At 63.4% G+C, this 14,582-nt stretch carries 9 protein-coding genes; 6 read left to right on the forward strand and 3 right to left on the reverse strand.

The features are described 5' to 3' along the window. Window positions 1–123 precede the first annotated feature (123 nt). A complete protein-coding gene (locus tag A9976_RS16960; protein ID WP_183019950.1) occupies window positions 124–1,869 on the reverse strand; it encodes an IPTL-CTERM sorting domain-containing protein in 1,746 nt (581 codons plus the stop codon). 176 nt (window positions 1,870–2,045) lie between these two features. After that, complete coding sequence (locus A9976_RS16965; protein WP_183019951.1) at window positions 2,046–2,747, reverse strand: response regulator transcription factor; 702 nt, start codon at window positions 2,745–2,747, stop codon at window positions 2,046–2,048. A gap of 168 nt (window positions 2,748–2,915) precedes the next feature. Between A9976_RS16965 and A9976_RS16970 the strand changes: the two genes are divergently transcribed. The 4 genes from A9976_RS16970 (at window position 2,916) to A9976_RS16985 (ending at window position 9,837) form a co-directional block, all read left to right on the forward strand. After that, on the forward strand, window positions 2,916–4,922 hold the full coding sequence (locus A9976_RS16970; protein WP_183019952.1) for an ATP-binding protein: 2,007 nt from the start codon (window positions 2,916–2,918) through the stop codon (window positions 4,920–4,922). Further along, a complete protein-coding gene (locus A9976_RS16975; protein ID WP_183019953.1) occupies window positions 4,910–6,979 on the forward strand; it encodes an ATP-binding protein in 2,070 nt (689 codons plus the stop codon). The genes A9976_RS16970 and A9976_RS16975 overlap by 13 nt, the downstream gene beginning before the upstream one ends. A 113-nt stretch (window positions 6,980–7,092) precedes the next feature. Continuing rightward, on the forward strand, window positions 7,093–8,412 hold the full coding sequence (locus tag A9976_RS16980) for a methyltransferase domain-containing protein (RefSeq protein ID WP_183019954.1): 1,320 nt from the start codon (window positions 7,093–7,095) through the stop codon (window positions 8,410–8,412). A 111-nt stretch (window positions 8,413–8,523) separates the two neighbouring features. Next, the gene (locus A9976_RS16985) at window positions 8,524–9,837 is read left to right on the forward strand and encodes a tetratricopeptide repeat protein (RefSeq protein WP_183019955.1); all 1,314 of its coding nucleotides are present in this window, start codon (window positions 8,524–8,526) and stop codon (window positions 9,835–9,837) included. An 11-nt stretch (window positions 9,838–9,848) separates the two neighbouring features. Here the strand turns inward: A9976_RS16985 and A9976_RS16990 are convergent, their stop codons facing one another. After that, the gene (locus tag A9976_RS16990) at window positions 9,849–10,406 is read right to left on the reverse strand and encodes an HNH endonuclease (RefSeq protein ID WP_183019956.1); all 558 of its coding nucleotides are present in this window, start codon (window positions 10,404–10,406) and stop codon (window positions 9,849–9,851) included. 157 nt (window positions 10,407–10,563) lie between these two features. On the opposite strand from A9976_RS16990, the gene A9976_RS16995 reads away from it, so the two are divergent. Together A9976_RS16995 and ileS are read left to right on the forward strand one after the other, a co-directional pair. Further along, on the forward strand, window positions 10,564–11,613 hold the full coding sequence (locus A9976_RS16995; protein WP_183019957.1) for a bifunctional riboflavin kinase/FAD synthetase: 1,050 nt from the start codon (window positions 10,564–10,566) through the stop codon (window positions 11,611–11,613). Between the two features lie 105 nt (window positions 11,614–11,718). Further along, on the forward strand, window positions 11,719–14,574 hold the full coding sequence (ileS, locus tag A9976_RS17000; protein ID WP_183019958.1) for an isoleucine--tRNA ligase: 2,856 nt from the start codon (window positions 11,719–11,721) through the stop codon (window positions 14,572–14,574). Window positions 14,575–14,582 lie beyond the last annotated feature (8 nt).

The following is a 14,582-nucleotide window of genomic DNA, read 5'->3' on the forward strand; positions in this document are numbered from 1 at the left end:
GGGGATATCGCTAGGTACAAACCCGTATTCGATCACACATTGAGCAAGTCAATTGGCTGCGGCCACGCCCAGATGAAAAAAAAGGCGCCCCGAAGGGCGCCCTGTGTCACGACCGACTGCCGGTCACAGCGGGTTGGCGCGGCGGCGGCGCGCCATGCCCCAGCCCATGATGCCCATCAGGCCGGACATCAGGATCAGGCCCCATTCGGAGAGCGTGGGGATGGAGGCCGGGCCCGCAGGGGACGCAATCACCACAGGAGACGCCGCCGCCTGGTTGTTGGCAGGAGTCACGTCGTTGTCCGCGCCCGTGGTGACCTGTACGTTGGAAGTGCCTGGAGCCGTCGGCGTGCCGGAGACCGGGCAGATCACCGTCTGGCCTGCAGCGACGGCATCGCCCTGGGTCCAGTCCACACCATTCACCTTGCACTGACCCACGGCAACCCCCGGCGGCAGGCCGGTCACGCTGCAGATCGCATTGTTCGCAGTGACGGCGCCCTGGTTGGTGCAGGAGAACGAAGCCGTCGGCGGATAGGGCACGCCCACCGTGCCCTTGGGCGGCAGTCCGCTCGGGTCCGTGGTCATGTCGCTGGAGGCCGTGGCGTCCAGCAGGTTGGTCTGCACCATGGCTCCGAGCAGCGTGGCAACACCGTCGCCGCCAATGACATAGTTGCCGTTGTTGATCTGGTCCGTGGGCGTTCCGGCCGGCACCTTCACAGTCATCGTGAAACTGAGTGTCTCGCCCTTCTTCAGCAACGGGACGGAGCAAGACGCTGGCGCCGTGGGCCCTGAGACAGGTCCCACGCAATATCCCTTCGTATCCTGCAAAGAAACAAAGGTAGTCGAGTTGCCAGCGCTGTCCTGAGGCATGGAAGGCGTTACCACGACGTTGCTCACGTCGGCATCGCTGCTGTTCGTGTAGGTGTAGGTGTAGGTAATCTCAGTGGCGTCATTCCTGGGGGCACTCACCGGCCCCGATGCCGTGATCCACAGGCCCTTGGGCAAGGCCGTGGTGAAGTTGTCGACATATAGGTGGCCGGAATGACCGCCCGGGCTGCAGCCAGCGGCAATGGCTTCGAGCCGCACCTTGTCTCCTATGCGCAGCACCTCGTTGCCCGGTGCGACGTCATAGGCCTGCGGCTCCGTGAACATCAGGGTCTCGCCGCCCTTATCGGTGAAGGTCTTCCAGGCCACACCCGCCTGCCCGCCATAGTGGTACTTGAAAAACAACTCTTTGGGCGTACCCAATGTCGTGTTCGACTGCACATCGTAGGTCTTCACCAACGAGATCGCGAAGTACGGGCGCTCATTGGGAGCGTGGTTGGAGTCATGCAGCACAGGCGCTGCGATGAAGCGGATGTGGATCTTTCCGTCCTTGTCCACGTCGTCGGCCGTCAGAGTGACTTCCTGCTGGATGGAACTCACCGACTGGATCTGCTTGCTGAAACCGACGGGTGGATTGACACTGCGAGGAATCTTGCTGTCCGTCAGATTGATACGCGCAGAGTTCATGGCTCGGATTGGCAGCATCAGCTCAGGCATGCCGGGGGGGGTCGATTGCCACAGCAGGTCGTGCACGGTCGCCTCCGGAGCGTCCGGAACCACCTGGTTGAGGGGGTCCATGCTCGCAGTCGCTGGCTGGCGCTGCAGGTCCGCGAGCTTCTGGGGGTTAGTTGTGGCTGTCGCCGTCGTTCCATCGTTCGTCCAGATACCCTGGGTCCAGCCGGTGAAATCCTTGGCTTCGAAGTCGCCGTTCACGAACCCCGCATGTGCACACAGGCTGGACAACAGAGCACAGCCCACAGCCCATCTGCCGGTCCTCCTCCACGCCCCGCCATGAGGCGCGGGCTGCAAGGCATTCAATTGCTTCATGGAATCCCCTTCTTCTAGTCGAGTGGTGCCAATGCACCGTTGCACAAATCAAGAACAACTTGCGTTCTCCGGTGGGGCATGCGAAGGCGCGGTTTCCCAAAAAAAGGACGAACGAATCCCTCACGTGCCAACGGCCGTGTTCAAAAACGCTGGGAAGACGGAAAAGTGGCGGGCGCTTAAGGCACGAACACCAGCCCTCGGCCGAACACTGCCCTCACCGGCAGGGCCAGCCCAGAGATATCCAGGGTCTTGCGGCGCAGCCGCGTCAGCTGCGATTCGATGCGGTGGAAGCCGTCATCCACATCGGCGTAGCCCATGGTCTCGATCAAGGTCTGCTTGGCCACCATGGTTCCGGGGGTGGCCATCAGGCAGCCGAGCAATTCCAGCTCGCGACTGGTCAGGGCGATGATCTGGTGGTTGGGTGCGACCATGCAGGCCGACAGGGGGTCAAGGCGCCAGGTCAGGAAGGGCGCCGGCGCCCGGGCTGGCTGGCCGGTGTTGCGGCGCAGCTGTGAGCGGATGCCGGCCACCAGCTCGTTCATGTCGGTGGGCTTGACGAAATACTGCAGGGCGCCGGCATTGAGGCCGGCGATGCGGCTGTCCAGGTCCCCGCGCGCCGTGAGCACCACGACGGGAATTTCCTGCTCGGCCAGGCGCTTGACCAGGCTCAGGCCGTCCTCGCCGGGCAAGCCCAGGTCGACAACGACCAGATCAGCCTTCTCACGCAGTAGCTTTATGTAGAAGTCTTCTGCAGAATCCGTGCCCCAGGCATGCAGGCCAGACTTTGTCAAAAAACGACACACATTGATACGAATATCCTCGTCATCCTCTACGACGGCGACAGTGAACTCGATCGATGGCTCTAGTGTCTGCTGCATGATGTTTGCCTATTGGTGCGCGGATTTTCATTGGGGCGAACGTCCGCCGCCATGCACGAACACTCTCGAATGCTCACAGTTCCGAGAAACACACAAAAATTTACGTTTATTGCATGGATCACGGTCTCACTCGGGCTGCTTGCATTTTTCGTGCTGAGCCCGGCGTCCATGCCCCCCCCTGACAAGGGACTGCGTCTTGGCAAGGACCTGCCCATGCAAGTGCTTGCCGATGCGGGCCGCAGCATGACCATTGAACAGGTCGCGGCCCTGCCCGATGATGCCTTCGAAACCCGGCGCACGCCTCTGAACGAGGGCTATACCCGCCAGGCTTACTGGGTGAGGATCGCCACGCCCGCCCTTGCGCCCGCAAGCGGGCTGGCCGACAACGATGCGCTGTGGCTGGAGATCACGCCCACCTATCTGGACAGGGTCACGCTCTACCAGCAGGCGCACGGCCTGTGGCAGGCGAGGGAAAGCGGTGACACCGTGCCCATGGCTCAGCGCATCCATGTGCGCCAGCTGGTGTTTCCACTGCGCTCTGGCCAGCCCTTTGTGCTGCGCATCGAGACCAGCAGCGCCATGCAGCTGTACGCCACGGTCTGGCGCAGCACGGGGCTGATGGCCTGGTTGTCCAGCGTGGAATGGGCCTCGGGCGTACATCAGGGTGTGAACCTGGTGCTGACCCTGCTGATCGCGGGCGCGGCCCTGGCCCTGCGCATGCGCAGCCTGATGGCAATGACCTTGCTGGCCTTCGTGGTGCTGACCCACAACGCCAATGTGCGCGGCTATGCCCAGCTGTGGCTGCCCGAGCCCTGGGCGCCGCATGCCGATCTATGGGTCAGCGTGGGCGTCTTCCTGCTGCCCGCCGCCTTTGCCTGGCAGGCACGCGAGACCTTGACGCGCGGCACGGCATGGCGCCGCATAGATCGCATGCTGGTGCTGCTGACCGTGGCGCCGCTGCTGGCCGTGCTCAGCATACCGACGGGGCACTACACGCAATGGGCCTGGCTGGGTGTCAGCGTGCCCTGGATGGCCAGTCTGCTGAGTGCGCTGGTAGCCTGGCAGAACCTGTTCCGCCAGGGGCCCAGCATCGTCAACCTGCTAGTGCTGATTCCCTACACGCTGCACACGGTCATGGGCATCCACGTGGCTGCGGCCTATACGGGACTGGTGTCTTCCGACATCGAGGCAGGCATGTACTGGCAGCTGGAATCGCTGCTGCTGTACATCCTCATCATCATTGCCGTGGGCGCCAGCCTGGTCGAGAAATTCCAGAACTCCATGGACAGGCAGGCGCAGCTGGTGGAGTCGCTGGCCCGGTCGGAACATGCACTGGAAGGACGGGTGCGCACACGCACGGCGGAGTTGCTGCATGCGCAAAACGCGCTGCAGGCCGCACTGCATGGCGAGCGCACCCTGCGGCTGGAGCAGCGTCAGTTCTTCAACATGGTCAACCATGAATTCCGCACGCCGCTGGCCGTGGTGGACAGCGCCGCCACCGAGCAACTGACCTTTCCGTCCACCGACATCGATTCCCAGCTGGAACGCGCAGCCCAGATCCGCCGCGCCTGCAGGCGCCTCACGGCCCTGGTGGACAACTGTCTGGTCAGCGACCGCCTGGACGCGGCTGCGTTCCGACTGCAGCTCGACCGGGTCCCCGTGATGGACTTGATCGACGATGCCGTGCAGCTCGTGCATTGGTCGCGCCGTCACCATCTGAAGCTGGAGACTGCCGGTGTCCCCGCTTCCTGGAAGTGCGATCCCACGCTGGTGCGCATTGCCCTGTCCAACCTGGTGGACAACGCCGTGAAATACGCCCAGGCCGGAGAGATCGCCGTGCGCGCCCGCATGGACGAGCAAGCTCGCCTGGAACTCACTGTCAGCGACGAAGGCCCGGGCCTTGCACCCGAACTGGCGCAGCGCATCTTCGAGCTGCACGAGCGTGGAGAACGCGCGGACCAGACCCGAGGCTTCGGCCTGGGGCTGTGGGTGGCACGGCGCGTGGCCCGGATGCATGGCGGCGATGTGCAGGTCACGCCAGCCCCGGGCGGCGGCACCTGCTTCACGCTGACGCTGCCCAGCCACATTCCCGGAGACAGCGGCCTTGCCACGGAGGCCACGCCCTGCGTTTCGCCCCCCTCGCCGACCTTGCCCCCCTCGCCATGCGTATCCTGAATCTGCTGCGCGTACTGAACCGGCTGGCGCTGCCGGGCTGGCTGGTGTTTTCGCTGCTCCTGGTGGTCTGCTTCATCCTCAGCCCGGCCTGGCAATCCCTGCCCGCCAAGCGCCTGCAGTTGGGCACGGACCTGCCCATGCTGGCGCTTGTCGATGCACAGGGCAGCCTCACCATCGACCAGGTGGCCGCCCTGCCGGACACGGACTTCACCCTGCTCGATACACCGCTGAACAAGGGCTATACGCGCGATGTGTATTGGCTCAAGGTGCAGGTGCCTTACATCGCAGCTGGCAAGGCAGACCCCGAGCACGATCCGCTGTGGCTGGAAATCCTGCCCAGTTATCTGGACCGCGTTGTGCTCTACCAGCACGTGGACGGCGCATGGCGCATGCGCAGCAGCGGCGATATGGCCAGCGACGAACCGCGCGTGCATGTTCGGCAGCTGGTGTTTCCGCTGTACTCGGGCCAGCCCTTCATCCTGCGCGTGCAAACCTCCAGCCCCATGCAGCTGGACGCCACGATCTGGCGCAGCAGCGGCCTGTTGACGCAGTTCTCTGCCGTGGAATGGGCCTCGGGCATCCATCAGGGCATCAACCTCATGCTGGCCCTGCTGATCATCGGCGCGGCCCTGGCCCTGCGCCTGCGCAATCTGGCCGCCATGGCCGTGGCCGCCATCGCCGTGCTGATCCACGGAGCCAGCGACCGGGGCTACCTGCAGATCTGGCTGCCTGAGCATCTCGCCTCCTGGGGCCATCTGTGCGTCAGCCTGGGCACCTTGATGCTGCCCGCCGCTCTGGCCTGGCAGATGCGCGAACTGCTGACCCGCGACACGCGCTGGCGGCGCATGGACCGGGCCTTGCTCGTCCTGGGAATCATCCCGCTGCTGTGCCTTCCCAGCATTCCGCTGGGCCGCTATCAGGATTGGGCCTGGATAGGGGTGGGCGCGCCCTGGGCCATCAGCGCGCTGTTTGCCGTGGTGGCCTGGAGCAACCTGCTGCGCGAGCGTGCCAGTCTGGTCCATGTGCTGATGGTGGTTCCCAGCACCATGTACGGGCTGATGGGCCTGTATGTGACGGCGGCCTATGTCGGCCTGGCCAGCCTGCCCACCATAGAGACCAGCGTGTTCTGGCAGCTCAACACCTTGCTGGTCAACATCGTGATCACCGTGGCTGTCGGCGCCAGTCTGATCCAGAAATTCCGCGACTCCATGGCACGCCAGGCACAGCTGCTCGAGTCCCTTGCCAAGTCCGAGCATGCGCTGGAGGAGCGTGTACGCCTGCGCACGGCCGAGCTGTTGCGCGCACAGAACGCGCTGCAGGCAGCGCTGCACAGCGAACGCAGGCTGCGGCTAGAGCAGCGCCAGTTCTTCAATATGGTCAACCATGAATTCCGCACGCCGCTGGCCGTGGTGGACAGCGCGGCCACCGAGCAGTTGTCCTTTCCCTCGTCCGACATCGACTCCCAGCTGGAGCGCGCCGCCCAGATCCGGCGTGCCTGCAGGCGCCTGACGACCCTGGTGGACAACTGCCTGATCAGCGACCGCCTGGATGCCCCGGCCTTCCGGCTGCAGCTACACAAGGCTCCCGTCTTGGAGCTGGTGGACGACGCCGTGCAGCTCGTTCACTGGTCGCGCCGCCACCATCTGCGCCTGGACAGCGCCCACGCGCCCGCCACCTGGGAGTGCGACTCCACACTCATCCGCATCGCCCTGTCCAACCTCGTGGACAACGCCGTGAAATACGCCAAGGCCGGAGAGATCGCCGTACGCGTACGCACCGACGAACACGACCAGCTCGAACTCACCGTCAGCGACCACGGCCCTGGCCTTGCGCCCGAGCTGGCACAGCGCATCTTCGAGCGTTTCGAACGCGGCCACCGCTCCGACCAGGCCCGCGGCTTCGGCCTGGGCCTGTGGGTCGCCCGGCGCATTGCACGCTTGCACGGCGGCGACATACAGGCAGCGCCATCAGCGCAGGGCGGCACCAGCTTCACGCTCACGCTGCCGCCGCGCCTCCTGCCTTCACCACAGGCCAAGACCTTGCCGGCATCGACTTGAAACATGGCTGGGCGAAGAATCCACGATAATGAAAAGTTCGCCACTGGCGTGGCCGCCAAGCGGCTGCACAATGATGGCCTCGCCACCCTTTGGCCAATTTCACCATTCTGTCCATGAGCGCAATTTCCATTCCCGCCGATATCAACCGCAAGCATCTGGAAACGGCTCGCCGGCAAATCGAACAAGGCGACCTTGAAAAGGCCGCCCAAACTCTGAACAAAGCCCTCCGTCAGATGCCAAACGACGCTCGCGTCTTCATGCTTGGCGCATTGATGGCGGAGAAGGCGGGCAATTTCAAAAAAGCAGAGGAAGCGTTTGAGCGCTGCAACGAGCTTGCCCCCGCCTGGGCCCCGGGCCTGCTGGAGAGCGCGCTGTATCGTGCGCGTCGTGACCAATTCATGCCCGCAATTGAGCTGGCGGAAAAAGTGGCGCGCATCGAGCCCAACAATCCTCGCGTTCTTGCAGGCGTAGTTGACATCGCTCATCGGGCAGGGAACCTGTCCATGGCCATCAAACATCTGCGACGAGGTCTCCAGCTGTTTCCCGGCGACGCGATGCTGCGCCAGTATCTCGCCAATGATCTGAGCAGCGTGGGTGAGCATGCTGAAGCGGGCCAAATCTGGGATTCTTTGGTTCAAGAGCATCCCGACCAGTCTTCGCTCAGATATGGGCGCATAAAAGCCAGCGTCGCGCGAGGAGAGCCTGCGACGGTCTTGGAAGACATCGAGCTGCTGCAGGAGAAATTTCCCGAGGACACCACGCTTGCCTACTATGCTGAGCTGGCTCGAGGCGAGACGCCTCAGCATCAGCCCGTAGAGCTGCATCGAACAATGTTTGATGGAATGGCCCAGAACTTCGATACACATCTGGTTCGGGAGCTTGGCTACCAACTGCCCAAGCGCGTTGCAGACCAGCTGATCCAGCGCCATCCGAGCAAAGACTTCAATCTGCTTGATCTTGGCTGCGGCACTGGACTGCTCGGTGTTTGCCTTGCGCCCATGCAAGGCTTTCTGATTGGTGTGGACAGTTCGGTCAAGATGATTGAGCAGGCGGCCAAGCACAACGTCTATGACCGTTTTCATACCGTTGGCGTACTGGATGCCCTGAGCCACACACCAGACCAGGAATACGATGTAATCACCTGCCTTGACGTACTCACCTACGTCGGCGATGTGAATGAAGTCATCCCAAATGCAGCACGCATTCTCAAGATGGGGGGGGAGTTCATCTTCTCCTGCGAAACCGCACCCGAAAGTGGTCCAGACTTGGTGCTGCAACCCACCCAACGGTACGCCCACAAGCGCAGTCACGTCGAAGCCCTTTGCCAGAAAGCAGGCCTCCTCGTATCCACAGAGGAGTTGGTACTGCGACAAGAAGGTGACCATCCAGTGGCCGGCTTTGTCGTAACAGCCACCAAGACCGCGCAAGCATAGCCTCACACAGGAAGTCCATGCATCACCTCATCGACTTCCATACTCATTCCTAGGTATGCGACCCAAATCGCTTCTTCGTCGCGTTGATTCCTATTTCACCCACGTGTTTCCATGAGCACTTCGCCCAACGATCCCAACCTGTCACTCTTGGCAAGGGCCCGCACCTTGATCAATAAGGACGAACTGCAAGAAGCAGCCCTTGTTCTCAATCAAGCCCGCGCACAGGCACCCAATGACCCACGCGTCTTCATGATGGCTGGTCTGATGGCAGAAAAGGCCGGGAACATCACGGGCGCCTTCCAGCTCATGTTCCGCGGGATCCAAATGGCACCCAAGTGGGCGCCAGGTTTGGTAGAACTCGCTCAGCTAAATGCGCGTCAGGGCCAGTTCACTGAGGCAAAAGAAGCGGCAGAGCGAGCGGCAAAGCTTGCACCTCAGGATTTCCAGATGCTTGGAGATCTGGTGCAGACGGCCTACCTTGTGCACGATACCGCACTGGCAGCCCGCTACCTGCGCCGCATGCTTGCCCTGCAACCTGATGAAACCAACCTGCAGAGGCAACTGGCCAACTGCTTGAGCAAGCAAGGCCAGCATGCTGAAGCATTTGAGCTATGGAACACGACAATTGCGCGAAACCCCAGGGACGCAGAAGCTCTGCTTGGGCGCGCGCGCACATCGCTTGCAGTTGGCCAATTTGAGCAAGCAATCGCTGACACAGATGCCCTGCTAGAACTGGAGCCGGGGAGCACGATCTATGCATACTATGCTGCCCGAGCCAGAGGCCAGACTCCGGAACAACAGCCGATCGAATTGAACCAAGAGATTTTTGATGGCGCGGCCAAAGAGTTTGACCATCTGCTGGTAAACGCTCTTAAGTACCAATTGCCCAAGCAGATTGCATCAAAGTTGCTTGCGACCCACCCCGATAAAAAATTCAATCTGCTGGATCTGGGCTGTGGTACAGGTCTGCTGGGAGCAAGCTTGGGACGCATTGCAGGACAGCTGGACGGTATCGATATATCCCAGAAGATGATCGAACAGGCACAACGCCTGAAGCTCTACGATCATTTGCAAACCATAGATCTGGACGGTGCATTGAATGCTGCCCCAGAAGCTTTCTACAACGTCATCACGGCGCTGGATGTATTGGTCTACGCTGGCAATCCAAGCTCCGCCATCTCCAACTCGGAACGTCTTCTGCTCCCGGCTGGCCAATTAATCCTTTCATGCGAGACAGCGCCCGAAGAAGGCCCGAATCTGGTGTTAAGCCCCGTGACTGAACGCTACGCTCACAAGCTCAGCCACGTCGAAAAACTGTGCCGAGACGCCAATTTCGAGAGCGTGGAAACAGAGCACACTACGCTGCGCTACGAAAAGGGCGAGCCCGTCAAGGGCTTTGTGATTTACGCCCGCAAACGCGGCTGACACATGGGCCGCTAGGCAAGCAATCGTGACGATTTCGGCACATGGGCGATCAAAAACTCCATCTGATCGGCCAGGATCCGCCGGTTGCGCAGGATGAAGTCCTCCCAGAGGCTGGGTATATAGGGCGTATAGAGCAGCGGCATGCGCGCCTGCTCGGGCGTTCGGGCACCCTTGCGGTGGTTGCAGGAGCGGCAGGCCGTCACCAGGTTCATCCACTGGTGGCCTCCCCCTGCGGAGATGGGCACGATGTGCTCGCGCGTGAGGTCGTTTTCGTGGAACAAGCGGCCGCAATAGGCGCAGATGCAGCGGTCGCGTGCAAACAGCTTGCCATTGGTCAAGCCGGGCTGCAGGCTGTGCGGATTGATGGAAGGCGCACCGCGCGTGCCGATGATGCTGTTGATGTGGATGACCGACTGGCAGCCCGTGACGGCATTGTGGCCACCGCGGAAACAGGCGACCTCTCCGCCGGACTCCCAGCGCACATCGTCCGCCGCGTAATGCAGCGCCGCCTGCTCCAGAGTGATCCAGGATTGGGGCAGCCCTTGGGCCGACAGCTTCAAGACCTTCACGACACGCCTCCTCTGACACCAAGGTGAACGGGAATGCAGCCAGTGCACAGGGCCTGCAAGGCAGGCCTTATCGAGGCAATATACTCTGTTTCCATGTCGGATTGACAGCCTGCGCTGGCTGCGCGCGTGCCAGCCGCTATTGAAAACAAAGCGTCCCATGAAGATTTTTCGAGGCTTCAACCATCCAGGGCGGGAATCGACCTGTGCCGTGACCATCGGCAATTTCGATGGTGTTCACCGCGGCCACCAGGCCATGCTGGCTCTGCTGTCCGCCGAGGCGGCGCAGCGAGGCGTGCCCACCTGCGTGCTGACCTTCGAGCCCCATCCGCGCGACTACTTCGCCCAGACCCTGGGACGGCCTGAAATCGCTCCGGCGCGCATAGGTACGTTGCGCGACAAGCTGTCGGAGCTGGAACGCTGCGGCGTGGACCAGACCGTGGTGCTGCCCTTCAACCAGACGCTGGCCAGCCAGTCCCCGCAGGCCTTCATCGACGAAGTGCTGGTGGCGGGCCTTGGCGCGAAATACGTGCTGGTTGGCGACGACTTCCGCTTCGGTGCCCAGCGTGCAGGCGACTACGCCATGCTGGATGCTGCAGGCCAGCGCCAGGGCTTTGACGTGGCCCGCATGAACAGCTACGAGGTGCACGGCCTGCGCGTGTCCAGCACCCATGTGCGCGCAGCCCTGGCCGAGGGGCGCATGCAGGACGCCGCGCGGCTGCTGGGCCATCCCTACACCATCTCCGGCCATGTGGTGCACGGCCGCAAGCTGGGCCGCAGCCTGGCCGAAAGCCGCCAGGGCGCGGGCGACGGCTTTCGCACGCTGAACCTGCGCTTCAACCACTGGAAGCCTGCGGCCAGCGGCATCTTCGCCGTGCTGGTCCATGGCCTGAATGAACGACCGCTGCGCGGCGTGGCCAACCTCGGCGTGCGCCCTTCCCTGGACCCGACGGATGTCAACGGCGGGCGCGTCCTGCTGGAGACGCATTGCCTCGATTGGCCCGGCGCGCCGGGAGGCGAAGAGGCCTACGGTAAAATCATCCGCGTGGAACTTCTGCACAAACTGCACGACGAGTTGAAGTACGACAGTCTCGACGCCCTCACCGCCGGCATCGCCAAGGACTGCGATGACGCGCGCGCGTTCTTCGCGACCATCCACACGCCCATCTACACCGAGACCCGTCGCCAGACCACGCGCGACCGAATTTGACGCTCTCCGTCACCTGCCCGGGCGCGGGTGCGCACCAGGCTTTCCTCCCCTTTTTCCGTGCCTGGACCAGACGGTCCGGGCTCTGGCCTGCTTTCAAGGTTCTCCATGTCTGATTCGAAAGTCTCTCCCAACGCCAATGCGGGCTATCGCGCCACGCTGAACATGCCCGACACGCCCTTCCCCATGCGCGGCGACCTGCCCAAGCGCGAGCCGGGCTGGGTCCAGGAATGGGAGGACAAGGGGCTCTACAAGAAGCTGCGCGACGCGCGCCACGGTGCGCCCAAGTTCATCCTGCATGACGGCCCGCCCTACGCCAACGGCAAGATCCACATCGGCCATGCGGTGAACAAGGCGCTCAAGGACATGATCGTCAAGAGCCGCCAGCTCGAAGGCTTCGACGCTTTGTACGTGCCTGGCTGGGACTGCCACGGCCTGCCCATCGAGAACGCCATCGAAAAGCTGCATGGCCGCAACCTGCCGCGCGACGAGATGCAGGCCAAGAGCCGCGCCTTCGCTACCGAGCAGATCGCCCAGCAGATGGTGGATTTCAAGCGCCTGGGCGTGCTCGGCGACTGGGACCATCCCTACAAGACCATGAACTACGCCAACGAGGCCGCCGAGCTGCGCGCCCTGAAACGCGTCATGGAGCGTGGCTTCGTCTACCGCGGCCTCAAGCCCGTGTACTGGTGCTTTGACTGCGGCTCCTCGCTGGCCGAGTTCGAGATCGAGTATGCCGACAAGCAAAGCCAGACGCTGGACGTGATGTTCCCCACGGCCGAGCCGGACAGGCTGGCGACCGCCTTCGGCCTGCCCTCGCTGGCCAAGCCCGCCTTCATCGTCATCTGGACGACGACGGCCTGGACCATCCCCGCCAACCAGGCCCTCAATGTCAACCCCGAGCTGGAATACAGCCTGGTGGATACCGAGCGCGGCCTGCTGATCGTGGCCTCGGCCCTGGTCGAGAAATGCCTGGCACGCTGGAAGCTCGAAGGCCAGGTCATCGCCACAGCCGTGGGCAGGAAGCTGGACCACCTGCAGTTCAAGCACCCGCTGGCCGATATGGACAAGGGCTTCGACCGCGTCTCGCCCGTGTTCCTGGCCGACTACGCCACGGCCGATGACGGCACCGGCATCGTGCACTCGGCACCCGCCTATGGCGTGGACGACTTCAACAGCTGCATGAACAACGGCATGGCGCGCGAAGACATCCTGAGCCCCGTGCAGGGCAACGGCGTGTACGCACCCGAGCTGCCGCTGTTCGGCGGCCAGCACATCTGGAAGGCCACGCCCGTCATCATCGACGCGCTCAAGCTGGCCGGCCGCCTGATGGACACCAAGACCATCACCCACAGCTACCCGCATTGCTGGCGCCACAAGACGCCCGTGATCTACCGCGCCGCAGCCCAGTGGTTCATCCGCATGGACGAGGGCGAGGGCGTGTTCACCAAGCCCGGCGACAAGCCCGCGCAGACGCTGCGCCAGATCGCGCTGGAAGCCATCGAGCACACCCAGTTCTACCCGGAAAACGGCAAGACCCGCCTGCGCGACATGATCGCCGGCCGCCCCGACTGGTGCATCTCGCGCCAGCGCAGCTGGGGCGTGCCCCTGCCCTTCTTCCTGCACAAGGACAGCGGCGAGCTGCACCCGCGCACCATGGAGATCATCGACCAGGCGGCTGCCATGGTCGAGCAGGGAGGCATCGAGGCCTGGAGCCGCGTGACGGCCGAGGACATCCTGGGCGCCGAGGAAGCCGTGCGCTACACCAAGAGCACCGACATCCTCGAAGTCTGGTTCGACTCCGGCTCCACCTTCTGGCACGTGATGCGCGGCACGCACGCCGACATGCACCACGACCAGGGCCCCGAGGCCGACCTCTACCTGGAAGGCCATGACCAGCACCGCGGCTGGTTCCATTCGTCGCTGCTGCTGGCCTCGGCCATCTTCGGTCGCGCGCCCTACCGCGGCCTGCTGACGCACGGCTTCACCGTGGACGGCCAGGGCAAGAAGATGTCCAAGTCGCTGGGCAACACCGTCGCCCCGCAGGACGTGAGCAACAAGATGGGCGCCGAGATCATCCGCCTGTGGGTGGCCTCGACCGACTACTCGGGCGACCTGGGCATCGACGACAAGATCCTGGCCCGCGTGGTGGATGCCTACCGCCGCATCCGCAACACGCTGCGCTTCCTGCTGGCCAACGTCAGCGACTTCGACGCTGCGCAGGACTCGGTTCCCACCGAAGAGCTGCTGGAGATCGACCGCTGGGCCCTGGCCCGCGCGGCCCAGTTCCAGGCCGAGCTGCTGGCCCACTACAAGGTCTACGAATTCCACCCCGTGGTGGCCAAGCTGCAGTTGTTCTGCTCGGAGGACCTGGGCGGCTTCTACCTGGACGTGCTCAAGGACCGCCTGTACACCAGCGCGCCCAAGAGCCTGGCACGCCGCAGCGCCCAGACCGCCCTGCACCAGATCACGCATGCCATGCTGCGCTGGATGGCGCCCTTCCTGTCCTTCACGGCCGAAGAGGCCTGGAAGGTCTTCGGCGACAGCGAGTCCATCTTCCTGGAGACCTACACCGACCTGCCGGCCGGTGACGAGGCCCTGCTGGCCAAGTGGGCGCGCCTGCGCGAGATCCGCGACGTGGTGAACAAGGACATCGAGGCCGTGCGCACCGAAGGCCGTGTCGGCTCCTCGCTGCAGGCCGAAGTCAGTGTCTCGGCCCAGCCCGAAGACCTGGCCCTGCTGCAAAGCCTGGGCGACGACCTGAAGTTCGTCTTCATCACCTCGGCGGCCGAGGCCCTGGCGGGCGAGGCGCTGCAGGCCGCCGTCACGCCCAGCAGCCATGCCAAGTGCGACCGCTGCTGGCACTACCGTGCCGACGTGGGCATCAACCCCGAGCACCCCAGCCTGTGCGGCCGTTGCGACAGCAACCTGCACGGTGCTGGCGAAGAGCGCCACAAGGCGTAATCAACCCC

Origin of the sequence: Delftia sp. UME58, from assembly GCF_014170385.1 — a bacterium.
GTDB lineage: Bacteria > Pseudomonadota > Gammaproteobacteria > Burkholderiales > Burkholderiaceae_C > Comamonas > Comamonas acidovorans.

What these genes read in the sequence shown, in the direction of transcription:
- A9976_RS16995 (WP_183019957.1), top strand. Translation starts at nt 10,564, where the DNA reads ATGAAGATTTTTCGAGGCTTCAACCATCCAGGGCGGGAATCGACCTGT.
- A9976_RS16975 (WP_183019953.1), top strand. Translation starts at nt 4,910, where the DNA reads ATGCGTATCCTGAATCTGCTGCGCGTACTGAACCGGCTGGCGCTGCCG.
- A9976_RS16970 (WP_183019952.1), top strand. Translation starts at nt 2,916, where the DNA reads ATGCCCCCCCCTGACAAGGGACTGCGTCTTGGCAAGGACCTGCCCATG.
- A9976_RS16965 (WP_183019951.1), bottom strand. Translation starts at nt 2,747, where the DNA reads ATGCAGCAGACACTAGAGCCATCGATCGAGTTCACTGTCGCCGTCGTA.
- A9976_RS16985 (WP_183019955.1), top strand. Translation starts at nt 8,524, where the DNA reads ATGAGCACTTCGCCCAACGATCCCAACCTGTCACTCTTGGCAAGGGCC.
- ileS (WP_183019958.1), top strand. Translation starts at nt 11,719, where the DNA reads ATGTCTGATTCGAAAGTCTCTCCCAACGCCAATGCGGGCTATCGCGCC.
- A9976_RS16960 (WP_183019950.1), bottom strand. Translation starts at nt 1,869, where the DNA reads ATGAAGCAATTGAATGCCTTGCAGCCCGCGCCTCATGGCGGGGCGTGG.
- A9976_RS16980 (WP_183019954.1), top strand. Translation starts at nt 7,093, where the DNA reads ATGAGCGCAATTTCCATTCCCGCCGATATCAACCGCAAGCATCTGGAA.